The 26,565-nt window shown below is 75.1% G+C and carries 23 protein-coding genes and 1 pseudogene; 8 read left to right on the forward strand and 16 right to left on the reverse strand.

The window, feature by feature from the left end:
• Nucleotides 1-428: 428 nt before the first annotated feature.
• Nucleotides 429-2,426, forward strand: a complete 1,998-nt coding sequence (locus ABEA77_RS26825; RefSeq protein WP_345652801.1) for an anthranilate synthase family protein — start codon at nucleotides 429-431, stop codon at nucleotides 2,424-2,426.
• An 87-nt stretch (nucleotides 2,427-2,513) separates the two neighbouring features.
• On the opposite strand, the gene ABEA77_RS26830 is transcribed toward ABEA77_RS26825, so the two are convergent.
• A complete protein-coding gene (locus tag ABEA77_RS26830; RefSeq protein ID WP_345652804.1) occupies nucleotides 2,514-3,464 on the reverse strand; it encodes a dihydrodipicolinate synthase family protein in 951 nt (316 codons plus the stop codon).
• A 158-nt stretch (nucleotides 3,465-3,622) separates the two neighbouring features.
• Between ABEA77_RS26830 and ABEA77_RS26835 the strand changes: the two are divergent.
• Nucleotides 3,623-4,341, forward strand: a pseudogene (locus ABEA77_RS26835) (FadR/GntR family transcriptional regulator).
• 35 nt (nucleotides 4,342-4,376) lie between these two features.
• Here ABEA77_RS26835 and ABEA77_RS26840 read toward each other — a convergent pair.
• The 3 genes from ABEA77_RS26840 to ABEA77_RS26850 all read right to left on the reverse strand — a co-directional run bounded on the left by ABEA77_RS26840 (nucleotide 4,377) and on the right by ABEA77_RS26850 (nucleotide 7,187).
• On the reverse strand, nucleotides 4,377-5,093 hold the full coding sequence (locus ABEA77_RS26840; RefSeq protein ID WP_345652807.1) for a response regulator: 717 nt from the start codon (nucleotides 5,091-5,093) through the stop codon (nucleotides 4,377-4,379).
• Nucleotides 5,090-6,367, reverse strand: coding sequence for a MacS family sensor histidine kinase (gene macS / locus ABEA77_RS26845; RefSeq protein WP_345652810.1), 1,278 nt, complete (start codon nucleotides 6,365-6,367; stop codon nucleotides 5,090-5,092). The genes ABEA77_RS26840 and macS overlap by 4 nt, the downstream gene beginning before the upstream one ends.
• A 61-nt stretch (nucleotides 6,368-6,428) precedes the next feature.
• Nucleotides 6,429-7,187, reverse strand: coding sequence for a lysophospholipid acyltransferase family protein (locus ABEA77_RS26850; protein ID WP_345652896.1), 759 nt, complete (start codon nucleotides 7,185-7,187; stop codon nucleotides 6,429-6,431).
• 198 nt (nucleotides 7,188-7,385) lie between these two features.
• Between ABEA77_RS26850 and ABEA77_RS26855 the strand changes: the two genes are divergently transcribed.
• Both ABEA77_RS26855 and ABEA77_RS26860 read left to right on the forward strand, forming a co-directional pair.
• Entirely contained in the window at nucleotides 7,386-8,168 is a 783-nt protein-coding gene (locus ABEA77_RS26855) for an alpha/beta hydrolase (protein WP_345652813.1), read from the forward strand.
• Nucleotides 8,074-8,781, forward strand: coding sequence for a hypothetical protein (locus ABEA77_RS26860; RefSeq protein WP_425588398.1), 708 nt, complete (start codon nucleotides 8,074-8,076; stop codon nucleotides 8,779-8,781). The genes ABEA77_RS26855 and ABEA77_RS26860 overlap by 95 nt, the downstream gene beginning before the upstream one ends.
• 67 nt (nucleotides 8,782-8,848) lie before the next feature.
• Here the strand turns inward: ABEA77_RS26860 and ABEA77_RS26865 are convergent, their stop codons facing one another.
• From ABEA77_RS26865 to ABEA77_RS26890, 6 genes are all read right to left on the reverse strand, one after another.
• Entirely contained in the window at nucleotides 8,849-9,601 is a 753-nt protein-coding gene (locus tag ABEA77_RS26865; protein ID WP_345652820.1) for an endonuclease/exonuclease/phosphatase family protein, read from the reverse strand.
• Nucleotides 9,602-9,704: 103 nt separating this feature from the next.
• On the reverse strand, nucleotides 9,705-10,646 hold the full coding sequence (locus ABEA77_RS26870) for an ROK family glucokinase (protein WP_345652823.1): 942 nt from the start codon (nucleotides 10,644-10,646) through the stop codon (nucleotides 9,705-9,707).
• A gap of 65 nt (nucleotides 10,647-10,711) precedes the next feature.
• The gene (locus ABEA77_RS26875; RefSeq protein WP_345652826.1) at nucleotides 10,712-11,218 is read right to left on the reverse strand and encodes a DUF5304 family protein; all 507 of its coding nucleotides are present in this window, start codon (nucleotides 11,216-11,218) and stop codon (nucleotides 10,712-10,714) included.
• Nucleotides 11,219-11,389: 171 nt separating this feature from the next.
• Nucleotides 11,390-12,613 carry an ArsA family ATPase gene (locus tag ABEA77_RS26880; RefSeq protein ID WP_345652829.1) on the reverse strand — a complete coding sequence of 408 codons (1,224 nt, stop codon included), beginning with the start codon at nucleotides 12,611-12,613 and terminating at the stop codon, nucleotides 11,390-11,392.
• A 5-nt stretch (nucleotides 12,614-12,618) separates the two neighbouring features.
• The gene (locus tag ABEA77_RS26885) at nucleotides 12,619-13,071 is read right to left on the reverse strand and encodes an SRPBCC family protein (RefSeq protein ID WP_345652831.1); all 453 of its coding nucleotides are present in this window, start codon (nucleotides 13,069-13,071) and stop codon (nucleotides 12,619-12,621) included.
• Nucleotides 13,072-13,153: 82 nt separating this feature from the next.
• Nucleotides 13,154-13,924: a metallophosphoesterase family protein gene (locus tag ABEA77_RS26890; protein WP_345652833.1), complete on the reverse strand. Its 771-nt coding sequence runs from the start codon at nucleotides 13,922-13,924 to the stop codon at nucleotides 13,154-13,156.
• A gap of 245 nt (nucleotides 13,925-14,169) precedes the next feature.
• Between ABEA77_RS26890 and ABEA77_RS26895 the strand changes: the two genes are divergently transcribed.
• Nucleotides 14,170-15,966, forward strand: a complete 1,797-nt coding sequence (locus ABEA77_RS26895) for an AMP-dependent synthetase/ligase (RefSeq protein ID WP_345652836.1) — start codon at nucleotides 14,170-14,172, stop codon at nucleotides 15,964-15,966.
• 43 nt (nucleotides 15,967-16,009) lie between these two features.
• Here ABEA77_RS26895 and ABEA77_RS26900 read toward each other — a convergent pair whose 3' ends face one another.
• A complete protein-coding gene (locus ABEA77_RS26900) occupies nucleotides 16,010-17,146 on the reverse strand; it encodes a glycosyltransferase family 4 protein (protein WP_345652839.1) in 1,137 nt (378 codons plus the stop codon).
• A gap of 141 nt (nucleotides 17,147-17,287) precedes the next feature.
• Between ABEA77_RS26900 and ABEA77_RS26905 the strand changes: the two genes are divergently transcribed.
• Complete coding sequence (locus ABEA77_RS26905) at nucleotides 17,288-18,643, forward strand: glycosyltransferase 87 family protein (protein WP_345652842.1); 1,356 nt, start codon at nucleotides 17,288-17,290, stop codon at nucleotides 18,641-18,643.
• Here ABEA77_RS26905 and ABEA77_RS26910 read toward each other — a convergent pair.
• The 4 genes from ABEA77_RS26910 to ABEA77_RS26925 form a co-directional block, all read right to left on the reverse strand.
• Nucleotides 18,600-19,874 (reverse strand): hypothetical protein, encoded by a 1,275-nt coding sequence (locus ABEA77_RS26910; RefSeq protein ID WP_345652845.1) that lies wholly within the window; start codon nucleotides 19,872-19,874, stop codon nucleotides 18,600-18,602. The genes ABEA77_RS26905 and ABEA77_RS26910 overlap by 44 nt on opposite strands.
• 44 nt (nucleotides 19,875-19,918) lie before the next feature.
• Entirely contained in the window at nucleotides 19,919-20,956 is a 1,038-nt protein-coding gene (locus tag ABEA77_RS26915) for a C40 family peptidase (RefSeq protein WP_425588399.1), read from the reverse strand.
• 244 nt (nucleotides 20,957-21,200) lie between these two features.
• Nucleotides 21,201-22,238 carry a C40 family peptidase gene (locus ABEA77_RS26920; protein WP_345652851.1) on the reverse strand — a complete coding sequence of 346 codons (1,038 nt, stop codon included), beginning with the start codon at nucleotides 22,236-22,238 and terminating at the stop codon, nucleotides 21,201-21,203.
• A gap of 334 nt (nucleotides 22,239-22,572) precedes the next feature.
• Nucleotides 22,573-23,946, reverse strand: a complete 1,374-nt coding sequence (locus ABEA77_RS26925; RefSeq protein WP_425588400.1) for an NYN domain-containing protein — start codon at nucleotides 23,944-23,946, stop codon at nucleotides 22,573-22,575.
• Between the two features lie 183 nt (nucleotides 23,947-24,129).
• Between ABEA77_RS26925 and ABEA77_RS26930 the strand changes: the two genes are divergently transcribed.
• Nucleotides 24,130-24,849, forward strand: coding sequence for a rhomboid family intramembrane serine protease (locus ABEA77_RS26930; protein ID WP_345652853.1), 720 nt, complete (start codon nucleotides 24,130-24,132; stop codon nucleotides 24,847-24,849).
• On the forward strand, nucleotides 24,846-25,127 hold the full coding sequence (locus tag ABEA77_RS26935; RefSeq protein WP_345652855.1) for an Lrp/AsnC family transcriptional regulator: 282 nt from the start codon (nucleotides 24,846-24,848) through the stop codon (nucleotides 25,125-25,127). Before ABEA77_RS26930 ends, ABEA77_RS26935 begins: the two co-directional genes overlap by 4 nt.
• Nucleotides 25,128-25,177: 50 nt before the next feature.
• On the opposite strand, the gene ABEA77_RS26940 is transcribed toward ABEA77_RS26935, so the two are convergent.
• Entirely contained in the window at nucleotides 25,178-26,461 is a 1,284-nt protein-coding gene (locus ABEA77_RS26940) for an aminotransferase class V-fold PLP-dependent enzyme (RefSeq protein WP_345652858.1), read from the reverse strand.
• Between the last annotated feature and the right edge of the window lie 104 nt (nucleotides 26,462-26,565).

Consider the following 26,565-nt stretch of genomic DNA (forward strand, 5'->3'; position numbering starts at 1 on the left):
CCGCCGCACGCAGCGCCTCCTGATCCGGATACGACGGCTGCTGCGCAGCGGGGAGACCCTTCCAGGTATGCACAGGCGTCGCGGGCTTCTCAGCATTCACTGTCACGCCACCAGATTACGCGGTCGCGCGGGCGGGCAGGACGGGTGGCTCACACTGTGGAACGTCGCGGGAGCCCCCGGCCGGCGGCCCCGCGCGTGGGCTAGGCTGGGCCCATGCTTCCTCCCGCGCATCAGACCTGGTGGTGGCCGGACCGACCGGCGACCCCGCTGATGCCGCGCGCGTGACGCATATCGCACGGATCGAGAAGGCCGCCCGAGAGGCGGCCTTCTCTGTTTCCGGGTCTTCCCGGGCGCTGTGAGCCCCGCGCCGGACGCGGCGGGGCACCGGGGCGGGCCGCTCCTCTCCCACCAGGAAGGACCGCCCGCCCATGACAGGCACCCCCGCTCCCCCGCTTCCGCCCGCCGGCTCCGCCTCCCCGGACGCCGCCGTGCTGCTGCGCCGGCTCGCCGCGGCAGACGCGCCGCTGTTCGCGCTGCTGCGCCGCCGTACGCCGGGGCGCGCCGACGACACCGTGGAGGTGCTCGTCGGTGCCGTACGGGAAGCCGGGCGCCTCGCCGACCTGCCCGTGGGCGCGCTCCCCTCGCTCGCGCTCGTGCCGTACCGGCAGATCAGGGAGCGCGGGTTCGACGTGCGGGACGACGGCACGCCGCTGTCGGTGCTCGTCGCCGACGAGGCGTACGAGCTGCCGCTCGGCGCGGTGCTCGAGGCGCTGCCCGCGCACCCCGTGCGGGTCGAGGACGGCGGCTTCGACGTCTCGGACGAGGAGTACGCGGACGTGGTCCGCCGGGTCGTCGAGGACGAGATCGGCGCGGGCCAGGGCGCGAACTTCGTGATCAGGCGCACCTTCGAGGGGCGCGTTCCCGGGTTCGGGCGCGCCGACGCGCTGGCGCTGTTCCGGCGGCTGCTGGTGGGCGAGCAGGGCGCGTACTGGACGTTCGTCGTGCACACGGGTGAGGGCGGGCGCGCGCTGGTGGGCGCGAGCCCCGAGGTGCATGTGCGGATGAGCGGCGGCACGGTCGTGATGAACCCGATCAGCGGCACCTTCCGCTACCCCCAGGGCCCCGGCGGGCCGGCCGCCCCGCGCGTCGAGGACCTGCTCGCGTTCCTCGGGGACCGCAAGGAGACCGACGAACTGTCGATGGTCGTCGACGAGGAACTCAAGATGATGTGCACGGTCGGCGACCGCGGCGGCGTGGTCGTCGGGCCCCGGCTGAAGGAGATGGCGCACCTCGCGCACACCGAGTACGAGCTGCGCGGGCGCTCCACGCTCGACGTGCGGGAGGTGCTGCGGGAGACGATGTTCGCCGCGACGGTCACCGGATCGCCGGTGCGCAACGCATGTCGGGTCATCGAGCGGTACGAGCGGGGCGGACGCGGCTACTACGCGGGCGCGCTCGCGCTCCTCGCGCGGGACGCGGGCGGCGCGCAGTCGCTCGACTCGCCGATCCTGATCCGCACGGCCGACGTCGACGCGGGCTCCGGGGTGCTGCGGGTGGGCGTGGGGGCGACGCTGGTGCGCCACTCGGACCCGGCGGGCGAGGTCGCGGAGACGCACGCCAAGGCGGCGGGGGTGCTGGCGGCGCTGGGGGTGCGGGAGCCCGCGTGGGCGCGCGGCGGCGCGGCGGCGGGCGGGCTCGCCGGCGATCCCCGGGTGCGGGCGGCGCTGGACGCGCGGCGGGCGGACCTCGCGCCGTTCTGGCTGCGGATGCGCACGGAGGACGCGGGGGCCGGGCGGTCGTGTGCGCAGGCGCCGCCGGAGGAGCGGGTGCTCGTGGTGGACGGCGAGGACTCCTTCACGGCGATGCTCGCGCACCTGCTGCGCGCGTCGGGGCCCGGCGCGACGGTGCGCGCCTGGGACGAACCGGGGCTGCGCGAGGCGGTCCTCGCGCACCCGGGCCCGGTGATGCTGGGCCCCGGCCCCGGTGACCCCTCGGACACCGGGGACCCCAGGGTGCGGGTACTGCGGGGCCTGGCGGCGGATCTGGTCCGGGCGGGCAAGCGGGGGCTGCTCGGGGTGTGCCTCGGCCATGAGCTGCTCGCGGCCGAGCTGGGGCTCGACGTGGTGCGCAAGCGGGAGCCGCACCAGGGGGCGCAGGTGGCGGTGGAGCTGTTCGGGCAGGTCGAGACGGTCGGCTTCTACAACAGCTTCACGGCGCGCTGCGACGACGACACGGCCCTCGAACTGGCCGCGCACGGCATCGAGGTCGCGCGGGACCCGGCGACGGGCGAGGTGCACGCACTGCGCGGTCCGGGCTTCGCGTCGTGGCAGTTCCACGCCGAGTCCGTGCTCACCCTGGACGGCGTGGGGGTGGTCGGGCGCTTCCTCGCGCACACCCGCGGGGCGGAGGCGGAGCGGACGGGCTGAGCCGGGGCTCGGCGGGGCACCGGTGCGGCGGGGCGCACCTCACCCCAGGGCCGCCCGCCGCGGCGACACCAAGGAGGCGGCCCGCCCCTACAGCAGCCCCGCCGTGCGCAGGTGGTCCGCGACCTCCGCGCGCTCCGCGGCGGACAGCGGGCCCATGGGGCGCGGGGTCGTCGCGTGGGCGATGACCCCGCGCCGGGCGAGGGCCTCCTTGAAGGCCCCGATCGCGGAGGCGTAGCCGCCGATCCTGGCCGGGTCGCCGACCCGCACCAGGGCGAACAGCGCCCGCAGCCGCTCCTGTTGGCGCGCCGCCTCCTTGGTGTCGCCGCGGCGGGCGGCCTCGTACAGGGCGACGTAGCCGTGCGGGTCGACGTTGCCGAGCCCCGGCACGACGCCGTCGGCACCGAGCGCGAGCGCGATGTCCGCCATGACCTCGGAACCGGTCAGGACGGAGAAGCCGCGGGCCCGCGCGCCGCCTGCGGCGGTGAGGTCGAGGACGGTGCGGAGCGCGTCGAGGTCGCCGCTGCTGTCCTTGAGCCCGGCGATCGCGCCCGACCCGGCCAGCTGGGCGGTGACCTCGGCGGGCAGCTTGCGCTGGACGTTGGCCGGGATGTCGTACGCCCACAGCGGCACGGAGAGCGCGCGGCTGACGGCGGTGAAGTGGTCCAGCATCTCGGCGGGGTGGGTCGGCGAGTAGAAGGGGACGGTCGCCACGACGGCGTCGGCGCCCGCCGCCTCGGCGGCGCGCGCCTGGGCGATCACCCGGTCGGTCGACAGGTCGACGGCGCCCGCGAGCACCGGGACCGCGCCCGCGGCGACCCCGCGCACGACGGCCAGGGCGCGCAGCCGCACCTCGTCGGGGTGGTAGGCGAGCTCGCCCGTGGAGCCGCCGACGAACAGGCCAGTGACCCCGGCGTCGAGCAGGAACCCGCACAGCCGCTCCAGCGAGGGGACGTCGAGTTCGCGCTCGTCGGTCAGCGGTGTGCACACCGGCGGGACGACCCCCGTGACGACCCCTGTGACGGCAGGTTCGCTTCGCATATGGGTTCTCCGGCCCCTTCTCTCGTCTTTCTCGCCGCCCCGCGCGGAGCCTCCCGCCACGGATGTCCAGGACATGGGACATGGGACATGGGATGTCCCATGCGTAGACGCTGCACCCGTCCGCGAGAGCAGGCAACACCCGCCCGCGAGGAGTGACGGTGGCTTACGGAGTCCGGCAGCACCTGGAGGACCGCATCACCGAGCTGATCTTCGAGCTCGGCCTCGCCCCCGGCGAGGCCATGCCGCCGGAGAACCGGCTCATCGAGCAGCTCGGGGCGGGCCGCAACAGCGTGCGCGAGGCCCTGCGCGCCCTGCACACCCGCGGGATCGTGGACATCAGGCACGGCTACGGCACGTTCGTGGGCAGTGCCCCGCTCGGGACGATGGCCCCCGGGCTGCTGTTCCGCACCCGGCAGGCCGTGCGCGGCAACCCCGGCGCGCTGCGCGAACTGGTCGCGGTGCGCCGCGCCCTGGAGTCGGGGCTCGTCGGGGACGTCGCGGCCCTCGCCGACGAGGCGCTGTTCGACCGGCTCGACGCGGAGGTCGCCGCGATGGCCGCCGCGCCGGGCGGTCACGGCGGCGAGGGGGAGGCGCGGGACACCGCGGCGGCGGACCGGCGCTTCCACCTGAAGCTGTTCGAACCGCTCGGCGACGAACTCGCCGCCCAGCTGATCGAGCTGTTCTGGGACGCCTTCCAGGCCGTGCGGGCCGGCCTGCGGCCCGCCGGCCCGCCGGCCCGCCGGAGGACCTCGCGCACCGGCACGCCGACATCGTCGGCGCGCTGCGTGCGGGCGACGCGGAGGCGGCACGCCGCGCGGTCCTCGACCACTTCGACGACGTCGAGTCGCGCGTCGCGAAGCTGGCCGCCGAGTCCTGACGGGCGCGCCAGGAGCCCGGCGGGCGCCCACGAGGTCAGGCCCTGTCGTCCACGTCGTCCAGGCCGCGCTCGATCGCGTACCGCACCAGCTCGACGCGGTTGTGCAGCTGGAGCTTGCCCAGGGTGTTCTGCACATGGTTCTGGACGGTGCGGTGCGAGATCACCAGACGCTCCGCGATCTGCTTGTACGACAGCCCCTTGGCGACGAGCCGCAGCACCTCCGTCTCGCGGTCGGTCAGCTGCGGCGCCCCCTGCTCCTCCGCGCCCGCCTGGCCGGGTTCCGCGGCCAGCCTGCGGTACTCGCCGAGCACCAGGCCCGCGAGGCCCGGGGTGAAGACCGCGTCGCCCACGGCCGTCCTGCGGACGGCCTCGACCAGCTCGGCGGTGGACGCCGACTTCACCAGGTAGCCCGTCGCCCCCGACTTCACCGCCTCCAGCACGTCCGCCTGTTCGCCGCTCGCCGACAGCACGAGGACCCGCAGCCCCGGCAGCGTGCCGACGAGTTCCTTGCAGACCTGCACGCCGGGCAGCCCCGGCAGGTTGAGGTCGAGCACGAGGACCTGCGGCGAGGTGGCGCGCGCCCTGCGGACGGCCTGCGCGCCCTCGCCCGCCGTGGCGACGACGTCGTAGCCCGCCTCGGCGAGGTCGCGCGCCACCGCGTCCCGCCACATCGGATGGTCGTCCACGACCATGACCGTGACCGGCGCGTCGCCGTCCCGCTGCTGCCGTGCCGTACCGTCCTGCGCGGTCATGACCGTATCTCCCCTGAGTTCTGCTTCCCGGTGGTCCCCGGGGCTTTCGTACCCGCCGCAGGGCTCCGCGATCCGGCGGGGCGCGGCACCGTCATCTCCACCTCGGTGCCCTGGCCCGGCACGGAGACCAGCTCCGCGGTGCCACCGAGGTCGCGCAGCCGGCCGCGGATGGACTGGGCGACACCGAGCCTGCCCTCGTCCGCGGCCTGCGCGAGCCGCCCCTCGGGGATGCCGGGGCCGTCGTCCCGCACGCTCACGACCACCCCGTCGGGGCCGTCCTCGACCAGGATCCAGGCGCCGGCCTCCGGCCCCGCGTGCCGCCGTACGTTGTCCAGGGCGGCGCCCACGGCCGCGGCGAGCTCGGCCGCGGCATGCGCGGGCAGCAGGACGGGCGCGCCCGGCTCCGCGAGGCTGACCCGCGCCGCCGCGTACGGCGCGAGGAGCGACCGCAGGTCGACCCGCTCGCCGTCGGGCCGGTCGCGCGGCGGGGCGGGGACGGGCGCCGCCTCCTGCGGGGCGCCGGCGGCCCCGCCCGAGGCGGGCAGCAGCCCCCCGGTGACCAGCGTCCGCAGCGCGATCTCCTGTTCGCCCGCCATCCGGCCGAGCTCGGCGGCCTCCCCGCCGAGCGCCGTGCCGCGCCGCTGCACCATCGCGAGCACCTGGAGGACGCTGTCGTGGATGTCGCGCGCGAGGCGCTCCCGCTCGCGGGTCGCCGCCTCGATCTCCAGGGCGCGCGCGAGGGTGCGCTCGGAGGCGCGCGCCACCTCCACCACGTAGCCGATGCCGATGGAGGCGACCCACACGAGCACCACGTTGTGCAGGGTGTCCTTGCTGGGGTGGGCGCGCTCCAGCACGTCCGCCGCGGCGACGAGGGTGGAGGCGAAGCACGCCCAGCGCCAGCCGCCCCTGAGCGCGAAGGCGAGGACCGGGCCCGCGGTCCAGATCGACGGCAGCGTCGTCACATCGGCGCCCCTGGCCTGCGCGTCCGCGAGCGGGGTGAGCAGGATGCCGGCGAGCGCGAGCGCCAGGTCGCAGACCAGGAAGGGGCGGGTGCAGCGCGCCGCGCCCGACACCCTGGGCAGCGTCGCCACCGTCCACACCAGGGCGACGGCGAGGTAGAGCACGCCGATCCAGAACCGCTCGTACCGCTCGCGCTCATAGCCGAACAGCACGATCGCGTAGACCACGGTCAGCAGCCGGTACGCGGCCAGCGCCCGCCACAGCGGCACCTCGACCGACATCCGGACGGCCTGCCGCTCGCGCCCCCGCACCATCTTCCCCCCCTGTCGTCCCGCCTCTGTCGTCCCGCCTCGTCCCCCGCTTCCGCCCCGCGCCTCAGCGCCGCCGCGTCCGCGCGCCGCCCCCGCGGTCCCCGCCCGTCCGCTCGGCCGCGGCCTTCTCGGCCTTCTCGGCCTCCGCGAGCTGCCGCTTGGCCGCCGTCGCGTAGATGTCGACGTACTCCTGGCCGGAGAGCTTCATGATCTCGTACATCACCTGGTCGGTGACCGACCTGTGGATGAACCGGTCGCTCTCCATCCCCATGTACCGGGTGAAGTCCAGCGGTTCGCCGATCCTGATGCCGGGCCGCATCAGCTTGGGCACCACCTTGCCCGGCGGCTGGATCTTCTCCGTGTCGATCATCGCGACCGGGATGACGGGCGCGCCGCTCAGCAGCGCGACCCGGGCGAGCCCGCCGGGCTTGCCGCGGTAGAGGCGGCCGTCGGGCGAGCGCGTGCCCTCCGGGTAGATGCCGAACAGGTCCCCGCGCTCCAGCACCTTGAGGGCGCTGTTGATCGCCGCCTCGCCCGCGCCCCTGGCGCCCGAGCGGTCCACCGGCAGCTGGCCGACGCCCTTGAAGAAGGCCGCCGTCAGCTTCCCCTTGACCCCGGGCGAGGTGAAGTACTCCGCCTTCGCGATGAAGGTGACCTGGCGGTCGAGGACCGCGGGCAGGAAGAACGAGTCCGAGAAGGAGAGGTGGTTGCTGGCGAGGATCGCGGGCCCCTCCGCCGGGATGTGCTCAAGGCCCTCCACCCACGGCCTGAAGGCGAGCTTCAGGGAGCCGCCAAGGGAGACCTTCATCGCGCCGTAGATCAACTCGGTGCCTCCTGTGTGCTGTGCGTCGACCATAACCCGCCGGGCCCGCCCGCGGCGGTGGCCTGCCGGAGCCTGGCCCTGGCCCGTGCAGGACCGGTCGCGTACGGTGAGGTGGCCAGGGCGTGAGCACAGCTCTCCGCCTTCCCCTCTCGCCCTCTCGCGCCCCTTGCCGACCTCCCCGAGGAACAGGAGACCCCGGTGCCGGTCCTTCCAGGAGCCGAGCCGTTCCGCCACGCGGGCGGCGATGTCGGTGTCCTTCTCTGCCATGGCTTCACGGGTTCCCCGCGTTCGCTGCGGCCATGGGCGGAGTATCTGGCGGATCGCGGGCTCGCGGTCTCGCTGCCGCTGCTGCCCGGTCACGGCACCCGCTGGCAGGACATGCAGCCGACCGGCTGGCGCGACTGGTACGCGGGCGTCGACCGGGCGCTCGGTGAGCTGCGCGAGGAGTGCGGGCAGGTCTTCGTCTGCGGCCTCTCGATGGGCGGCGCGCTCGCGCTGCGCCTCGCCGCCAAGCGCGCCAAGGACGTCAGCGGGCTCGTCCTGGTCAACCCGGCGGTGCGGATGCACGGGCTCGCCCCGTACGCGCTGCCGCTGCTGCGCCACGTACTCCCCTCGGCCAGGGGGCTGGCCAACGACATCGCGCGGGACGGCGTCGACGAGATCGGCTACGACCGGGTGCCGCTGCGCGCCGCGCACTCGATGCGGCAGCTGTTCGCGCTGGTGGACGGGGCGCTGCCGCAGGTCACCCAGCCGTTGCTGCTGCTGCACAGCAAGCAGGACCACGTGGTGCCGCCGTGGGACGCGGAGCGGGTGCTGAGCCGGGTGTCGTCGGCGGACGTGCGCGAGGTCGTGCTGGAACAGAGCTACCACGTGGCGACGTTGGACCATGACGCGGAGCGGATCTTCGAGGAGAGCGCGGCGTTCGTCGCACGGTTCGCTCCGGGTGTCGCACAGGAGGGGGGCACGAGTGGCCGACCATGACGCGGACCCCGAGCCGCAGCCGCTCGACGAGGAGGCCGCCTGGGCCGCGATCGTCGCGGGCTACGGCGAGGAGCCGGCGGACCCGCCCGGCGCGCGGCCCTTCAAGTCGGTCGACGACCTGGCGTCCCTGGACAGCAAGAGCGGCGGCGCCGACCAGGAGGCGGCGCCCGGCGCGGACACCGGAAGCACCGGGAGCACGGACGGCGGGGACGGCAAGGGCGATTCCGGGGCCGGCGCCGCGGCCGACCCGGGCGCCGTGCCGCCGCGCCCGCTGGGCGGCTCCGTGGTCTTCGCACCCGGGGTGGGGATGCCGTCCCCGGCGGGGCCGCGCGACCACCGGCCGCCCGGGGACGACGACGAGGGGCACTTCGTGCCGCCGGAGCCGCCGCCGCTGCCCGAGTCCGACGCGACGGCGAGGTTCGCCTGGCTCGGCGCCGTCGGCGGCCCGGTGCTCGCCCTGCTCGCGGTGATCTTCCAGTGGGACATGACGTGGTGGCTCACCACGCTGTGCGCGGGCGGCTTCCTCGGCGGCATCGCGACGCTGGTGGCACGGATGAAGCCGGACAGCGACGACGGCGACGGCGACGACCCGGGCCGGGGCGCGGTGGTCTGAGACCGCCCCGCCCACAGCCCGGGGAACCGGGCCGCGCCCGCCGGCCCCGGCTCCGGGCCCTTCGCGCCTACGGTGCAGGGACGCGCAGCGTGGCGAGGACCGGCAGGTGGTCCGTGGCGCTGCGCAGGTCGCTCTCGGCGAGGCCCGGCAGGGCCGCGGGCACGCCGCAGGCGAGGACTTCGATGCCGGGGGTCGCGAAGACCGCGTCGATGCGCTGGGACGGCGCCGTGGCGCTGTGTGTGTGCTCGGTGCCCCAGGGGCTGACCGCCCAGCCGTCCTGGAGTTCGTCCGCGAGCAGGCGGAACGCACGGCCCGAGGGGCGCTCGTTGATGTCTCCCGCCGCGATCGCGTGGGGCGCGTCCAGGCCCTTCAACCGGTCGAGCAGCATGCCCGCCTGTTCGAGCCGCTCCCCCGCGTGCAGGCTGAGGTGGCAGCTGAGCACGCCGAGCCTCGCCCGCCCGAACCGTACGATCGCGGTGGCGAAGCCGCGCCGGTGCAGGCCGGGGGTGAGCGGGAGCAGCACGTCCTCGGCCGACTCCACGGTGGCGCGCAGCGAGCACAGCAGCAGCGGGCCCGCGGCGGGGGCGCCGCCGCCGAGCACGACGAGGCCGGTGGCGCGGGCCAGCCGTGACGCGTACTTGCGCCACCGGAAGAAGCGGGGAGCCTCCTGGACGCAGACCAGGTCGGGCTCGCAGGCCCTGATCACCCGGACCAGGGCGGCACGGTCGTCGCGCATCGAGCGGATGTTGTAGCTGAGCACCCGGATCACGGCCGAACCGTCCGGCTCGGTACGGGAGTCGGGCAGCGTGGGCATTGCCATGCGCACACCCTACGGGAACGCCCGACGGGACCTCACAGACACCGCTGCCCGCCGTGCCCCCAGGTGGGCGGGGGTACGGCGGGCAGCGGTCGAGCGGGCCGGCTCAGCCCTGGCGCGCCAGGTCGGCGGCGCCGACGAGACCTGCCTCGCCGCCGAGTTGGGCCGCGAGCACCTGCGCGTGCGGGCGCCACTCGCCGCCGACGAGCCAGCGCCTGAACGACTTGCGGATCGGGTCGAGGACCAGTTCGCCCTCGTCCGAGACGCCGCCGCCGATGATGAAGGCGGACGGGTCGAACAGCGACGCCAGGTCGGCGAGGCCGCTGCCCGCCCAGCGGGCCAGCTCACGGAACGAGTCGACCGCCACCGGGTCGCCACGCCGCGCGGCCTCGCTGACGTGCCTGCCTTGGATGCCCTCTGCGGTGCCGTCGCCGAGGGAGAGCAGCACCTCCGCGTTCTCCGGCTGCGCGTTGGCCCGCTGGCGCGCGTAGCGGACGAGCGCGCTGCCCGACGCGTACTGCTCCCAGCAGCCCTGGCTGCCGCAGCCGCAGAGCAGCCCGTCGGGCACCACCCGGATGTGGCCGACCTCTGCGGCGACGCCGAACCGCCCGCGCCGCAGCTTGTTGCCGATGATCACACCGCCGCCGAGGCCGGTGCCGATGGTGATGCAGATGACGTCGTCGTGTCCCTGGCCCGCGCCGAACCTGTATTCGCCCCAGGCCGCGGCGTTGGCGTCGTTCTCCACGACCACGGGCAGGCCGACGCGCTGCTCGACCTTGTCCTTGAGCGGCTCGTGGCGCCAGTTGATGTTGGGCGCGAACAGGACCGTCGCGCGCTTGTCGTCCACGTAGCCGGCGGCGCCGATGCCGACGGCCTCGATCTGGTGCCCCTTACCGGCCCCGGAGACTGCCGAGCAGATCGCGTCGACGATGCCCTCTGCGGTGTCCGGGGTGGGCACCTTGTGCACATCGCGAATGGTGCCCTCTTCGTCGACCACGCCGGCCGCGATCTTCGTGCCGCCGATGTCGACGCCGATGGTGAGTCCCATGTGTCCCTCAGTTTTCGGTCGTGCCCCGCTGGGGCCAACGGTACCCGAGGGCGGGCTCGCTCCCCTCAGTCCAGGTCGATGTGGCCCTCGCCACCGGGGGGTTCGTCCCGCGGGTCGGACGGGTCGAGGGACTGCCGGCCGTCCTTGGGGTCGAGCGTGGGTCCGCCGCCGTCCGCCGCGCCCTCGCGGGGGCCGGGCGCGGAGGCGCCGCGTGTCCAGCGGCCCTCCTGGTCCTCGACGGCGGAGCGGTACGCGGCGAGCAGCTCGCCGCCCGCCGCGGCGAGGTGCCCGAAGAAGTCGGGGTTGCGCTCGATCACCGGCTCGACCGCGGCCTTCGCCTGGCTCAGGAACTGCTGGACCGCCCCCTGCGCGGCCGTCCCGAACAGCGGGCCGTTCACGGACGTGAGCTTGTCGGCGACCGCGTCGGCGAACTTGCGCAGCTCGTCGGCGGCCGAGGAAGGAGGCGGCCCGTGGACCGCGCGGCGCCTGGCCTTCTCGGCCGCCAGGTCCTCGGCGCACGCCGCCGCCCACGCGTCCGGGTCGGCGTCGGGCCGCTCGCTGGTGTCGCTCATGGGTACTCCCGCCTCCGACAGGTCCCCCGCCGCGGCACGGCGGAAGCTGTACACCTTCGACGGTACCCGAACGCGGACGGATGGTTCAGGGGCCCGCGGGCCCGCCCCGCCCGGCGGCGTACGGCGGTTCGGGGACCCGTTCGGCCCGCCCGCCGGACGGCGTACGGCGGTTCAGGGGCCTGTCGGCCCGCCCTTCGGCCACAGCGCGGGGTCGGGCGCGAAGCGGACGCGCAGGACGCCCCCGGTGAGCGCGGCGCCCGCGACGGTGCAGCGGCGCAGCGCCGAGGAGAGCGGCACGATCCGGCGGAACGGGCCCACCGTCAGCAGGAGTTCGTCACCCCTGCGCACCAGCGTCAGATCGCTCTTGGCCGCGCCGGGCAGCGGCAGGCACCACACCAGCAGCCCGTCCTCGGCACGCAGGTCCTCCACCCACCAGGGGGCGGCGGGCGGCCGGCCGGCCGCGGTGCCGCCCTGCACGTCCTTCGGGGGCGGTACGCCGAGGGCCGCGAGGTCGTCCCGTGCGTCCGGCTCGCGGCCCAGGTGGGGCAGCTCGTGGACGGAGCCGGCCGGCCAGGCGCCGGGGTCGCCGCGCCAGGCGTCGAGGCTCTTGCGCTGGCGGGCTGCCGCGGCCTCCAGCCAGGGGTGGCCGTCCGCAGGGGGCAGCACCTTGTTGGCGACGAGGGTGTCGGCCCGCAGGCCGTGCAGCGCGAGGCCGGTGCGCGCGGCGCGCAGCGCCTCCTCGGCCGTGGGGCCCGGCTCGGCCACGAGCGTGAGCGTGGTCGCCGGGTCCTCGATCAGCAGCTGGGCCGCGGCGAGTTCGGTGTCCTTGCGGGCGGCCGCCTCGTACAGCGCGCGCGACGGCACGGGGACGCCGGCGAGCTGAGCCAGCACCGGCCGCAGCGCCCGCGCGGCCTGCCGCTCGGCGGGCAGCAGGCGGCGCAGGTAGCGGCGCAGCTCGCGGGGGAGGGTGAGCGCGGCGATCGCGTCGGGCAGCGGCGGCAGGTCGACGACGAGCACGTCCCAGCCGCCGGCCGCCGCGGTGCGCAGGGCGTGCAGCAGGGCGAAGCGGTCGCTGCCGGGCAGTTCGGTGAGCTCCTCGCCGCGCAGCGGCTCCGCGCCGAGCAGGTCGAGGGCGGCGGCCGACCGCTGCTGGAGGCCGAGGAACTCGGCACGGAAGTGGGCGGCCCCGTCGATCCTGGCGGCCCACAGGCCGTCCGTGACGCGGGCGGGCTCCCCCGGCCCCGGTCCGAGGGGGCCGAGCGGCCCCGCGGCCGGCTCGGGGGTGAGCAGCAGGGTGCGCTCGCCGCGCCGGGTGGCGGCGAGCGCGGTGGCCGCCGCGACGGTCGTACGGCCCGCGCCGCCGAGGCCGGTGACCAGGACCGTGCGGAGCGGCACGGCGCTCAGGCCCGCGCGCCGTCGGCCGACTCGACGCGCTTCTTCAGCCCCGCGAGCGCCCGGTCGATGATGACCTTCTCGGCCTTGCGCTTGATCATGCCGAGGAGCGGGATCTTGACGTCGACGGCGAGCTGGTAGGTGACCTCGGTGCGGCCGCCGCCGTCGACGGGCGCGAGCCGGTAGGAGCCGTCGAGGGAGCGCAGCATCTGCGACTTGACGAGCGTCCAGCTGACCTCGTCGCCGGCCCAGGTGTAGGCGAGGGTGTGGTCGTCCTTGATGGCGCCCGCGTCGAGGACGAGGCGGACCCGCTCGGCCCGCCCCTCCGCGTCGGTGGCGAGCACCTCGGCCTCCTTGACTTCCCCTGTCCACTCGGGATAGCGGGCGAAGTCGGCGATCACCGCCATGACGGCGGCGGGGGCCGCCTCGATCGTGATGCTCGAAATCGTGTGTTCCGCCATCGCGGTGCTCCTCGCAGACTGGGTACGCCGCGTGCAGGTTATCGCGGGCGTCCGCGGCGGGCCCCGTGCGGTCCGCCGCCCCTCACCACTCCAGGGCCCAGGGGCGGCTGGTGGCGGCGAAGTGGCCGACGTTCACGCACTCGGTCGCGCCGATCCGCATCCGCGCCGCGAGCGGCTGGTGGACGTGGCCGAAAAGCGAGTAGCGGGGCCTCACCCGGCGGATGGCGTCGAGGAGGGCACCGCTGCCGCGCTCGAAGCGGCGGGCGACGACGTCGTAGGTGAGGTCGGGCACGTCGGGCGGGATGTGCGAGCACAGGACGTCGACCTCGCCGAGCGCCTCGACCTTGGCCGCGTACTCCTCCTCGGGGATCTCGTACGGGGTGCGCATGGGCGTGGGCAGGCCGCCGCCGACGAAGCCGAAGACGCGGCCGCCGATCTCGACGCGCTCGCCGTCGAGGACGGTGGTGCCGGGACCGGCGAACTCCCGCCACAGCGGCGGCATGTCGACGTTCCCGTAGGTGGCGTAGGTGGGCGTGGGCATGGCGCAGAACAGCTCCGCGTACTGGCGGCGCACCCCCGCCTCGATCGCGTCCGCGGGCGCGGTGCCGAGCCCGGCCCACAGCTCGGCGCCGAGCGCGCGCGCCTCGTCGAAGCGGCGCGCGGTGCGCAGCTCCACGATCCGGTCGGCGTTCTCGGTGCCGAACAGGTCGGGGAAGATGCCGCGGGAGTGGTCCGCGTAGTCGAGGAACAGCACGAGGTCGCCGAGGCAGATCAGGGCGTCGGCGCCGTCACCCGCCTTGGCGAGTCCCGCCGCGTTGCCGTGGACGTCGCTCACCACATGCACCCTGGTCACAGGTCACCTCACCGCGTTCGCCCGGTCGCGCGGCGCTCCCGGGGGACGGAGGCCATCACCCGGGGGCCGCGCCTTGCACTACTGTGCACCGAGAGTCGCAGAAAACCGTATGACGCGGGAAACATCTGGCCAGGACCGTTCCGCAGGTCCGTACCAACGGGTAGCATCTCCGGGCGGTCCGAGCGCCACCGCAGCCGAGGAGCGCGGACGGACATCGCGCCGGCGCCCGACGAGGAGCAGCAGTCTTGCGCGAGTTCAGTCTTCCGGCCCTGTACGAGGTCCCGTCGGACGGCACTCTGACGGACCTGGTCCGCCGCAATGCCGCGCAGCACCCCGACACCCCCCTGTTCGGCCGGAGAGTGGACGGCGCCTGGCAGGACGTGACGGCCCGCCGGTTCGCCGCCGACGTGCGCGAGAGCGCGAAGGGTCTGATCGCGGCGGGCGTCGGGCCGGGCGACCGGGTCGTCCTGATGTCCCGCACCCGCTACGAGTGGGTGCGGCTCGACTTCGCGATCTGGAGCGTCGGCGCGGTCACCGTGCCGGTCTTCGAGACCAGTTCGGCCGAGCAGGTGCGGTGGATCCTCGCCGACTGCGGCGCGGTCGCCGCGGTCGTGGAGAGCAAGGAGCACGCGGCGCTGGTGGAGGCGCTCCGCCCGGAGCTGCCCGCGGTGCGCGAGGTGTGGTGTCTTGAGGCGGGCGACCTGGACCGGCTGGCCGCTGCGGGCGCCGGGGTGGCGGACCGCGAGGTCGAGGAACGGTCGGCGGGCGGCCGGGCCGACGACCCCGCGACGATCGTCTACACCTCGGGCACGACGGGCCGCCCCAAGGGCTGCGTCCTGACGCACCGCAACTTCTTCGCGGAGTGCGGGAACATCGTGGAGCGCCTCAAACCGCTGTTCCGCACGGGCGACTCCTCGCTGCTGCTGTTCCTGCCGGGCGCGCACGTCTTCGGCCGGATCGTGCAGGTGGCCTGTGTGATGGCGCCGATCAAGCTGGGCTGCCTTGAGGACACCAGGCACCTGACCGACGAACTGGCCGCGTTCAGGCCGACGCTGGTCCTGGGCGTGCCGCGGGTCTTCGAGAAGGTCTACAACGCGGCCAGGATGACGGCGTACGAGGGCGGCAGGGGCGCCGTCTTCGACCGGGCGGCGCGCACGGCCGTCGCCTACTCGCGCGCGCTGGACACCCCGCAGGGCCCGTCGCTCGGGCTGCGGCTGCGCCACCGCCTCTTCGACCGGCTGGTGTTCGCGAGGCTGCGCGGAGTGCTCGGCGGGCGCGGCGAGTACGCGATCTCGGGCGGCGCGCCGCTCGGCGAGCGCCTCGGCCACTTCTTCCGCGGCATCGGCTTCACCGTCCTTGAGGGGTACGGCCTGACGGAGTCGTGCGGCGCGACGACCTTCAACCCGTGGGACCGGCAGAAGATCGGCACCGTGGGTCAGCCGCTGCCCGGCTCCGTGGTGCGGATCGACGACGACGGCGAGGTGCTGCTCCACGGCGAGCACCTGTTCAGGGAGTACTGGGGCAATCCTGAGGCCACCGCGCAGGCGCTGGTGGACGGCTGGTTCCGCACCGGCGACGTGGGCTCGCTCGACGGAGACGGCTATCTGACGATCACCGGCAGGAAGAAGGAGATCCTGGTCACGGCGGGCGGCAAGAACGTGGCGCCCGCCGTGATCGAGGACCGGATCAGGGCGCACGCGCTGGTCGCCGAGTGCATGGTGGTGGGCGACGGGCGCCCGTTCGTGGGCGCGCTGATCACCCTGGACGAGGAGTTCCTCGCCCGGTGGGCGAAGGAGCACCGCAGGCCCGCGGACTCGACGGTGGCGTCGCTGCGGCTCGACCCGGAGCTGCTCGCGGAGGTCCAGCGGGCCGTGGACGAGGGCAACGCTCAGGTGTCGCGGGCGGAGTCGGTCCGCAAGTTCCGCATCCTCACGCGGCAGTTCACCGAGGAGGACGGCCATCTGACGCCGTCGCTCAAGCTGCGGCGCAATGTGGTGACCAAGGAGTTCGCCGAGGACATCGAGGCGCTGTACACGACCTGAAGGGCCGAGGCCGCGCGCCCGCGCGCTCCCGCGGCTCAGCCCCCTACAGCAGCTCGCGCAGCCGCTCGGCGAGCAGGTCCCAGCGCCAGCGCTCCTCCACCCACTGCCTGCCCCGCTCGCCCATGCGGCGGCGCAGGTCGCGGTCGGCCAGCAGGCGGACGATCCTGGCGGCCGTCTGGGCTCGGTCGTGGACGACCCAGCCGGTCTCGCCGTCGAGGACCGCGTCGGGGGCGCCGCCCGAGTCGCCCGCCACGACCGGCAGGCCCGTCGCGGACGCCTCCAGGTAGACGATGCCGAGCCCCTCGACGTCGAGGCCGCCCCTGCGGGTGCGGCAGGGCATCGCGAAGACGTCGCCCGCGCCGTAGTGGGCGGGCAGCTCGGGCCAGGGCACGGCGCCGGTGAAGACGACGGAGGAGGCCACGCCCGCCCGTACCGCCCGCTCGCGCAGGGACTTCTCGTAGGGGCCGCCGCCGACGATCAGCAGCGCAGCGTCGGGCACCGCGGCGAGCACCGCGGGCAGCGCGTCGATCAGCGTGTCCTGGCCCTTGCGCGGGACGAGCCGGGAGACGCAGACGACCACGGGCCGCTCGGTGAGGCCGAGCCGCTCGCGCACCGCGGCCCCGCCGGAGTCCGGGTGGAAGGTCTTCTCGTCGACGCCGGGCGGCAGCTGCACCATCCGGGCGGCCGCGGCGGGCGTGAGCGCGGCGGCGATCCGCGAGCGGGTGTACTCGCCGAGGTAGGTGAGGGTGTCGGTGCCCTCGCCGATCCGCCGCAGCAGCCGCCGCGCCCCCGGCAGCTGGGCCCAGCCCGCCTCGTGCCCGTGGGTGGTCGCGACCAGCCGCCGCGCGCCCGCGGCGCGCAGCGCGGGCGCCATCAGGCCGAGCGGGGCCGCGGCCCCGAACCAGACGGACTCGCAGCCGTGCTCGCGCAGCAGCCCGGCCGCCCTGCGGGTCACGCGGGGGGTCGGCAGCAGCATCGTGACCGGGTCGCGCACCACCGTGAAGGGCTGCTCCGCGTCGAACGCGGCCGTGGCCTCGCGGCCCTCCGCGGTCCGCTTCCAGGTGGAGGCGTAGACGACGAGGCGGTCCGGGTCGAGCCGCAGCGCCATGTTGTGCAGGAAGGCCTGGATGCCGCCGGGCCGCGGCGGGAAGTCGTTGGTCACGATCAGGGTCTTGCGCATCGCCGCCGACACTACCGCCCTCCGCCACCCGCGCGGCCGCGTCCGTTGGCCCCCGGGCCGCCGCGCCCGGCATCATGGCCCCGCGCACGCGTACTCATCCGTGCGTACGGGCAGCACGACGGGTACACGACGGGACGGTCAATGGCGGGCGCGTACGGCCACAGGGCACGGAGCACGGTCGGCGTGATCGCCCTGTGGGTCCTGACCAGAGCGGCCCTGCTCCTGCTGGTCTTCAAGGTGCCGTGGTTCTGGCACCTGCCGGGCCCCGACGTGACGAGTGACGTGTCCGGGATCTACCACGGCTGGTACGAGGTGCTGAGGACCGGCACGTATCCGCTGACGGACGTGACCTGGCAGTACCCGCCCGCCGCCGCGTTCGCGATCCTCTCCCCCGCCCTGCTGCCGTTCCTCGGCTACGCCTCCGCCTTCTACGTGCTGGCGTGCGTGTGCGACGCCGCGGGCTTCGCACTGCTGCTGCGCGCGGGTACCCGCCCCGGCAGGTCGACGCGGGGCGCGTGGGTGTGGACCGCGGGCGTCGCGCTGCTCGGCCCGACCGCGTACGCGCGCTACGACGTGATGGTGACCGCGGTCGCCGTGGCGGCGCTGCTCGCGGGGATCGGCGGCGTGCGGCGGCGCAGGGCGGCGGGGGCGGCGGGCCACCCGCGCCTGATGGGCGGCCTCGCGGGGCTCGGCGCCCTGCTGAAAGTGTGGCCGGTGCTGCTGCTCCTCGGCACCCCGCGCGGCCGGTGGACCCGCCTGTCGTGGGCGTCCGCGGTGATGGTGGGCGCCGCGGTGGTGCTGGTGTGCACGCTGTACGGGCCCGGCGCCTTCGCGTTCCTCACCTTCCAGCGCGACCGCGGCACCGAGGTGGAGTCGCTCGGCTCGCTGGTCTTCCATGTGGCGCGGCACTTCGGCTGGCAGGGCCAGGTGCTGTTGAACTACGGGTCCGTGGAGTTCATGGGCCCGTACGTCTCGGCCGTCTCCGACGCGGCGCTCGGCCTGACGGCGCTCGGGTTCTGCTGGCTGCTGTGGTGGCGGGTGCGGGCGCGGGTGTTCACCACGGCGACGCTGTGCGACGCGGCGTTCGTCGCGGTACTGGTGTTCACCACGACGAGCCGGGTGATCAGCCCCCAGTACATGCTGTGGCTCGTGGGACTCGCGGCGGTGTGCCTGGTGGTGCGGGAGAGCGCGATGGCGCCGCCCGCCGCGCTGGTGCTGCTCGCGACGGGGGTGACCCTGCTGGAGTTCCCCGGCGGCTTCGGCCATGTGGTCGCGAGCGACACGCAGGGCATCGCGCTGCTCGCGGTCCGCAACGGCCTGCTGGTGGCCGCGACGCTGACCGGCGCGCGCCGGCTGTGGCGGCGCGCGGTGACCGGCGCGCCGCCCGGCGCCGCGGACCCGGCGGACGAGGACGGGGAGGGCGACGGGGACGGGGACGAGGACGGGGACGGGATCAGTCGAGACGCCGCGTCAGATACGCGCGCCACTGCCGGGTGAAGTCGGCCTGCGTCGTACCGAGTACGTCGTGCAGTGCCCCGGCGACGGCGCCCGCGCGCCCGTCGTGGGCGCCGACCACCCGGTAGAAGGCCGCGAGCCGGTCCGCGCCCCACCGCTCGGCGATCAGCGCGCACGCGAGCCAGCTCTCCTCGTACGCCCTGGCCGTCGCGTCGGGTTCCGAGCCGAAGGCGAAGTCGCCGTCGGCCGGCAGGTCGCGCGGCGGGCCGTCCCTGCGCACGGACGTGCGGAGTTCGGGCGCGAGCGCTCCGGCGGTGCGCTTCGAGGCGCGGTACGCGGACCAGTCGGCGAACCCCTCGGACAGCCAGGTCGGGGTGGCCGCGGTGGTGGCGCCGCGGGTCGCGACATGGGTGGTCTCGTGGGTGAGCACGACCTGCTGCCCGAAGCCGCTGAGGGTGCCGTACGCGTCGGGGTTGACGATGATCCGGTCGGCGGGCGCGGCCCCCGCGCCGCCGGTCTCGCCCGTGGTGACGGCGGCGATGCCGCGGTAGGCGCCGGGGGCGCGGCCGAGCAGGGCGGCCATCGCGTCGAGCGAGGCCGGTACGTAGACGACGACGCGGCGCTCCCAGCGGCCCGGCCACGCCCTGCCGGCCGCCGGCACGGCCCGGTCGGCCTCCGCGGCCACCGTCCGCAGCCGCGCGGTGCCCTGGCCGACGCCGAGCACCAGGCTGCGGGCGCCCCGCACGGCCTCGACGCGGCCCTGCTGCCACAGCTGCTGCGCGCCTCCCGCGCCTGGCCGGTCCAGGGTGAGGTACCAGTGGCCCGCGCGCCGGCCGAACTCCAGGAAGCGGGGCGTGGAGACCGGGGCGGTGTCGTAGCCGGTGACGCGGTAGCGCAGCACGGCACGGACGGTGGCGGTGTCGCCGGTTAGCGCGACGTCGGTCACGTCGTAGCGCCAGGAGCGCAGCGGTACGGCGGCGAGGTCGGTGAACTCCGTGTCCTGGGCGGCCCGCAGCGTGCTGCCGCGCGGGTCGAGGACGGCGAGGTAGGCGGCGCGGTCGCGGTGCAGCACGGCGGCGGCGCGCCGGGCGAGCACCCGGCGCACGTCCTGCCCCGTGGTGTCGGCCGCGACGCGCGGCGCGGCGGGGGCGCAGGCGGCGAGGGCGCACAGGGCGAGGCAGAGGGCGAGCAGGGTGTACGGCCGCCGGCGGGCCGCGGGGCGGCCCGGGGCGGCACCGCGCCGCGCGCCGGGGGTGCCGTACGGGACTGCCACGGTGCCGATCGTAGGGGGTGGCGGCGGCCCGTGCGCGCGGGTCGTCAGACGCGGGTGACGGAGGAGACGGGGAGCATGGTGACGGGGTCGTAGCGGACCCTGGCGCCGGGGTAGGGCGCGTGGACGACCTGGCCGTGGCCGACGTACATGGCGATGTGGCTGGCGTCGGCGCGGTAGGCGACGAGGTCGCCGGGGCGGGCCTCGGAGAGCGGGATGCGCCGGCCCGCGTACCGCTGGGCCTGGGAGGTGCGCGGCAGTGCCACGCCCGCCTGGGCGTAGGCCCACTGCATCAGCCCCGAGCAGTCGAAGCTGCCGGGGCCGCTCGCGCCCCAGGCGTACGGGCGGCCGAGCGCGGACCGGACGGCGGCGACGGCCGCGGCGGCGCGCGCGGACGCGGGCCCCCCGGCCCCGGTGGGCAGGGTGAAGCGGTCGTCGGCGCGGGAGGCGCGGCCGTAGGGGTCGCGCTCGGCCGCGGGCAGGGCGGCGAGCAGGCGGCGTGCGTGGTCGAGCCTGGCCTGCACGGTCTGCTTGTGGCGGGCGACCGAGGCGCGGCCCGCGCGCAGGGCGGCGAGGTCCTGGGCGGCGGCGGCGCGCCGCTGCGCGAGCCCGCGCTCGGCCTCCTCCAGGCGGTGCAGCGCGCCGGACTCGCGGTCGCCTACCCGGTCGAGAAGGGTGGCTCGTTCGAGGTAGGTGTCGGGGTCGGAGGTCAGCAGCAGGGCGAGCGACGGGTCGATACCGCCCGAGCGGTACTGGGCGCCGACGACCGAACTGAGCACGCCCCGCATGGTGTTGACGCGGGCCTGGCCGCGGGCGAGCGCGTCCTGCGCGGTGTGCAGCCGGGTGGTGATGGCGTGGACGCGGTCGGTGGCGGCGTTGTACTGGTCGGTGGCGCGCTCGGCCTGCTCGTAGAGCGCGTCCACGGTGGCGCGGGTCGCCTCGGGGGTGTCCCTCGGCTCCGCGCCCGCGGGGGCGGAGCCAAGTGCGGCCGCGGCGCTCGCGGCGGCCGCGGAGAGTGCGACGACGGCTCCGCCGCGGGCTCCTCTGCCAGGACCTGACACCGGTGGACGGCGATGGGACACCACAGGAGCCGCACTCCCTTCCGCTGGACGCGCGGATGCGCGCCGACGCGGCCCGTGCCGCGCGGAGCAGACAGTAGCCGCGCGATCACGCCCGGTCCAAAGACCGGCTCGCGTGCGGCGCGGGCACGTCGCGGAAGACCGGGAGGTCACCGCCGGGTCGTGGCGTCAGCAACGCGCCCCGCGGCATCGCCCGTTCGGGCGGTGCGCGGGGCGGTGTGCCGGGGAAGCGGGTCCTGGTGGCGCCGGCTCAGCCGACGCGGACGCCGTACTCGAAGGGCATGTCGTCCATCGACTCGTAGCGGACGCTGGCGCCGGGGTGCGGGGCGTGCAGCACCTGGCCGTTGCCCGCGTACATGCCGACGTGGCTGGCGTCGCCGAAGAAGATGACCAGGTCGCCGACCTGGAGCTGATCGCGTGTCAGATGCGGTCCCGCGGCGCCCTGGGCCTGCGAGGTGCGCGGTATGGAGACGCCTGCCTGGGCGTAGGACCACATCATCAGGCCGGAGCAGTCGAAGGAGGAGGGGCCGGTGGCGCCGTAGACGTACGGGTCGCCGATCCGGGTCTGCGCGGCGGCGAAGGCGGCGGCCGCGCGCTGCGAGGCGGGGACCGCGTTGCCCAGGTCCACCCGGGAGCTGGAGCGGTCGGCGCGCTGCGCGTCCTGCTGCTGGAGCTGGGCGCGCTGCTGGGCGGTGAGGGTGTTGAGCAGCTTCTGCGCGGCGGCGAGCTTGCCCTGGACTTCCTTCTTCTTGGCGCCCAGTTCCTTGCGGGTGTCCGCGAGGTCCTTCATCTTGCTCTGGGCCTCTTCGCGCTCCTGCGCGAGCTCCCGCTGCTTGGCCTGGATCTCCCGGAGCTGGTCGGCCTGCTTGGCGCTGACCTGGTCCATGGTGGAGGCCTTGTCCAGGTACGTGTCCGGGTTGGCGGAGAGGAACAGCTGCACGGACGGGTCGATGCCGCCGGTGCGGTACTGGGCGGTGGCCATCGCGCCGAGCGCGTCCCGCATCGTGTTGAGCTCGTCCTGACCGCGGGCGACCTTGTCCTGGAGGTTGTCGACGTCCTTCTGGAGCTTGGACTCCTGGTCCTTCGCGCCGTCGTACTTCTCCGTCGCCTGCTCCGCCTGGTGGTAGAGGTCGTCGACCTTCGACTTGACGGCCTTGAGGTCCTTGCCCGTCGGCTTCGGGTCGGCGTGCGCGGCCTGCGAGGTGAGGGCGACGGCGGCTGCGGCCGTGGCGGTGAGCACCGTGACACGGGTGCGGTTCGGCTGCTTGGGACGACGGTGGGACGCCACGAAGGCGAGCTCCTTCTTCCTCAACCGCCTGCTGGGACCTGCGCAGTCCGCCGCGCGGCGGACTGCTCCGGCTCCGGCTCCGCGCGCCCGCTCCCCCGTATGAGCTGAACTACGCGAATTCGGCGGCACCTTCGCTGTTCGCCCCGGGTGGACGATCAACCGCGCGAAGGTTCGACCCGACCCTAGTGACCTTCTCGTGATCAGTTCAAATCCCAACGGCAAAAATCTTCGCCAGGAGGGCATAAAATACGGACTTTACACAGACAGTAATGGTCAGCTGACTTTCCGCTGCCCTGGGTGACCCTTCAATTCGGGCATTGTACGCAGGAGTTATTCAGGACCGCGAAAGCCGCTTCAGCAGCAGAGCGGACGCGACGGGCCGCGCCCCGGCGGCGGCGACCCCGTCGGCCACCTCCCGGTCGGTGGAGACCACCACCACGGGCCGCCCCGGCGGCTCGGCCCGTACCAGCCGGCGGATCAGCTCGTCGGCCGTGACACCCGGTTTGGAGAACAGCACCCGCACCCCGCGCGGCGGCGCGAGCAGCACGGGCGCGGCCAGCTCGGCGCCGTCGAAGACGCACGTCACCTCGGCGCCGCTCTGCGCCGCGAGCATCGAGAGGCCGCCGAGCAGCCGGAGCCGCTGCTTGTCCAGCGGCATGGTCGGATAGCCGGTCTTCGTCACGTTGTAGCCGTCGACCAGCAGGTGCGCCTGCGGCAGCGCGAGCAGTTGGTCGAGGAGCGCGGGGTCCGTCGCGGACAGGGCGCGCGCCGCCACGTCCTTGGGCGACATCCGCCCCGGCTCCACCGCGTCGACCGTGTCGGCGGGCCGGGTCGCCGCCGGGGGCAGCGCCAGCTCGCGCCGCAGCCCCTGCGCGGCGTCGAGGACCGTGTCGAGCAGCAGCCGCAGCCGCATGTCCTCCACCGAGCGGCCCTCGCGGGAGGCGCGGCGCGCCGCCTCCACGGCGGCCTCGGCCTCGGTGAGGCGCGAGCGGACCCGCCGGGTCTCGCTCTCGGCGGCCGACACCTGCACGGCCGCCTCGGCGCGCGCCGCCTCCGTCTCGGCCGTGGCCTTGCGCAGCGCCGCCTCGCCGCGCTTCACGTCGCTGAGCGCGCTGCGCAGCTTGCGGTGGAGCGACTCGGTCTCCCTGCGGGCCGCGGCCAGCTCCTCCCGCAGCCGCTCGGTCTCCGTGCGGGTCAGGGTCTTCGCGGCGGCGAGCTCCTCCCGGAGCCGTTCGAGTTCGCGCCGCGCCTCGTCGTCCGCGCGCTCGGCGTGCGCGCGCTCCGCCTCCTCGCCCGCCGCGACCACCAGCTTCACCCATCCGGGCGGCCGCAGTACGTACGCGGCGGCGGCGATGTCGACCGGGTCCGCGGCCGCGGGCGGCGAGCCCGCGGCGACGGCGGCGGCGAGCTCGGGCTCCGCCTCGGCGTACCGCTCGCCGACGCGCTGCCTGAACAGGGGGTCGCTCTCCAGGGCCGCGGCCATCGCGGTGCCGCCGAACCTGGCGCGCCGCGCCGGGGTGAACCGGGCGTACTGGCGCAGCTGGCCCGGCAGCTCCGCGACGGTCAGCCCGCCGAAGGCGTCGGAGACCAGCGCGACGACCTTGCGCCGCACCCCTTCGGGCAGCGGCCGGTCGAACGCCTCCTGCGGCTCATCACCGCTCCCGTCCACCGCACCGGTCGGCTCAGCCCCGCCCGCGGGCTGCTCCACGATCCGTCACCCCACTACCTCATGCTCCTTCCGGACGGCCCCTGGTGGACCGTCTCCCGGCGGCCCCGTGTCGCCACGGCAACGCTCCCGGCCCCGTAACCCTACGGCCTCCGCCCCCTCCGGAACCTGTCAATCCGGCGAGGCGGTCCGCCCCGATCCGTCCCGGTGCGTCATGCTCTGTCGGTGAGCAGAAGGCGGACCGTGCGCGGACCCGTGGTGACGTGTGCCCTGATCGGCCTGTGCTGCCTGGCCTTCCTGGTCAGTCCAGTGTCGGGCCTCGATCCCGCGTACGGGAAGGGCGAGGCGCTGCTGGCCGCGCAGAGCGCGTACTTCCAGCGCTGGGGCATCGTCCCCGACCAGCTGACCTCCGGGTCGCCGCACGCGCTGCTCACCCCGCTGACCGCGCTGTTCGTGCACGGGAACTGGCTGCACCTGCTGGGGAACATGCTGTTCCTCTACGTCTTCGGCACGATGGCCGAGGAGCGCATGGGACGGCTCCACTTCGCCGTCTTCTACCTGGTGGTGGGCGCGCTGGCGATGTCCGCCTACGCCGTGGCCAACGCCGGCAGCTCGCAGACGCTCGTGGGCGCCTCCGGGGCGATCTCCGGGGTGCTCGGGGCGTTCCTGTTCCTCTTCCCCAAGGCCCGGGTGACCAGCGTCTTCCCGTTCCTCTTCTTCCTGCCGCTGCGCTTTCCCGCGTGGATCGTGCTGCTGTTCTGGTTCGCGCTCCAGTGGCTCGCCCAACGGCAGGCCCAGGGCGCGGCGGGCGCCGGGCCCGAGGTCGCCTACCTGGCCCACCTGGTGGGGTTCACCTGCGGCTTCGCCTACGCGGCCGTGCGCTATCTGCGGCCCGGTAGAGTGAACGGCCAAGCCGTGGCCACCGAGGGAGAACGTCAGCCGTGATCACCGCGATCGTGCTCATCAAGACCAGTGTCGACCGGATCCCCGAGATCGCCGAGTCGATCGCCACGCTGGACTCCGTCAGCGAGGTGTTCTCCGTCACCGGCACGTACGACCTCATCGCGATGGTGCGGGTCGGGCAGCACGAAGACCTGGCGGACGTGATCCCCGGCCGGATCAGCAAGATCCCCGGCGTCGAGGCGACCGACACGCACGTCGCGTTCCGCGCGTACTCCCAGCACGACCTGGAGACGGCGTTCTCGATCGGCCTCGACGCCTGAGCCCTTCCGGGTCGGCCTCCTCGCCTGAGCCCTCCCGGGCCCCACCGCGCTCAGGCGGTCAGTTCGCGCACGGCCCGTACGAACCGCTCGATGTGCTCCTCGGGCGTGCCGGCGCCGAAGCTGACCCGCACCGCGTTCAGCGGCCCCTCCCCGCAGCCCGCGCCCTCCCCCGCCGCCGCGCCGGTCAGCAGCCGCACCAGCGGGTGCGCGCAGAACAGCCCGTCGCGCACGCCGATCCCATACCGGTCGGAGAGCGCGGCGGCGAAGGCGGAGCTGTCGTATCCCTCGACGACGAACGACACCACGCCGACCCGGTGCGCGCCCTCGCCGAACAGGCTCAGCACCCGCACCCGGGGCAGCTCGGCGAGGCCGGAGACGAGCCGGCCGAGCAGCAGCTGCTCCCGCGCGGCGAGGTTCTCGAACCCGGCCTCGGCCAGCGCCCGGCAGGCGGAGGCGATGGCGTAGGCGCCGACCACGTTGGGTGATCCCGCCTCGTGCCGGGAGTCGTCGGTGTTCCAGTCGGTCTCCACCCCGCCGTCCGCGGTCCGCGCGACCCGCCGGGTGGCGCCGCCGCCCGCGAGGTACGGCGCTGCCTCGCGCAGCCAGTCCGCGCGGCCCGCGAGGACACCCGCGCCGAACGGCGCGTACAGCTTGTGGCCGGAGAAGGCGACCCAGTCCACGTCGAGCGCGGCCACGTCGACCGGCAGGTGCGGCACCAGCTGCGCCGCGTCCAGCACGATCCGGGCGCCGTGCCGGTGCGCCGCGGCGGCCAGCTCGGGCACCGGCCACAGCTCGCCCGTCACATTGGACGCGCCGGTCACACAGACCAGCGCGGGCCGCGCGGTGTCGCGGGCGGCGAGCGCCGCGTCCAGCGTGGCGACAGCGGCGACCGGCGAGCGCGGCGCGTCGAGGTACGTCACGGACGCGGTGCGCTGCCACGGCAGCAGCGCCGCGTGGTGCTCGGTCTCGAAGACGAAGACCTCGCACCCCTCGGGCAGCGACGTGGCCAGCAGGTTCAGCGAGTCGGTGGTGGACCGGGTGAAGACGACCCGGTCGTCGGGGCGGCAGCCGAGGAAGGCGGCGACGGTGCGCCTGCTCTCCTCGAACAGGTCGGTGGACAGCCGCGAGAGGTGGCCGGCGCCGCGGTGCACGCTGCCGTAGTACGGCAGGTACGCGGCGACGTCCTCCCACACGCGCCGCAGCGCGGGTGCGCTCGCCGCGTAGTCGAGCGCGGCGTACGGGATCTCGGTGCCGTCGGCGAGCGGGGCGCAGACCTCGGTGCCGAGCACGGGCAGCGGGGCGGGGGTGACGGGGGCATCCAGGTGTACGGACATGGCGAAGCCTTCTGGGGTGCGAGACGTGTGCCTGAGGCGGCGGGGACACGGAGGGGCGCTCTGCGCCTATCGCATTCGCATGGGTACGGCAGCTCCCTCTGAGG

Source organism: Streptomyces tremellae (genome assembly GCF_039540215.1).
Taxonomy (GTDB): domain Bacteria; phylum Actinomycetota; class Actinomycetes; order Streptomycetales; family Streptomycetaceae; genus Streptomyces; species Streptomyces tremellae.

Coding starts and splice junctions, on each gene's coding strand:
- ABEA77_RS26825 (WP_345652801.1), top strand. CDS start 429: ATGACAGGCACCCCCGCTCCCCCGCTTCCGCCCGCCGGCTCCGCCTCC.
- ABEA77_RS26830 (WP_345652804.1), bottom strand. CDS start 3,464: ATGCGAAGCGAACCTGCCGTCACAGGGGTCGTCACGGGGGTCGTCCCG.
- ABEA77_RS26840 (WP_345652807.1), bottom strand. CDS start 5,093: ATGACCGCGCAGGACGGTACGGCACGGCAGCAGCGGGACGGCGACGCG.
- macS (WP_345652810.1), bottom strand. CDS start 6,367: ATGGTGCGGGGGCGCGAGCGGCAGGCCGTCCGGATGTCGGTCGAGGTG.
- ABEA77_RS26860 (WP_425588398.1), top strand. CDS start 8,074: ATGACGCGGAGCGGATCTTCGAGGAGAGCGCGGCGTTCGTCGCACGGT.
- ABEA77_RS26865 (WP_345652820.1), bottom strand. CDS start 9,601: ATGGCAATGCCCACGCTGCCCGACTCCCGTACCGAGCCGGACGGTTCG.
- ABEA77_RS26870 (WP_345652823.1), bottom strand. CDS start 10,646: ATGGGACTCACCATCGGCGTCGACATCGGCGGCACGAAGATCGCGGCC.
- ABEA77_RS26875 (WP_345652826.1), bottom strand. CDS start 11,218: ATGAGCGACACCAGCGAGCGGCCCGACGCCGACCCGGACGCGTGGGCG.
- ABEA77_RS26885 (WP_345652831.1), bottom strand. CDS start 13,071: ATGGCGGAACACACGATTTCGAGCATCACGATCGAGGCGGCCCCCGCC.
- ABEA77_RS26900 (WP_345652839.1), bottom strand. CDS start 17,146: ATGCGCAAGACCCTGATCGTGACCAACGACTTCCCGCCGCGGCCCGGC.
- ABEA77_RS26905 (WP_345652842.1), top strand. CDS start 17,288: ATGGCGGGCGCGTACGGCCACAGGGCACGGAGCACGGTCGGCGTGATC.
- ABEA77_RS26940 (WP_345652858.1), bottom strand. CDS start 26,461: ATGTCCGTACACCTGGATGCCCCCGTCACCCCCGCCCCGCTGCCCGTG.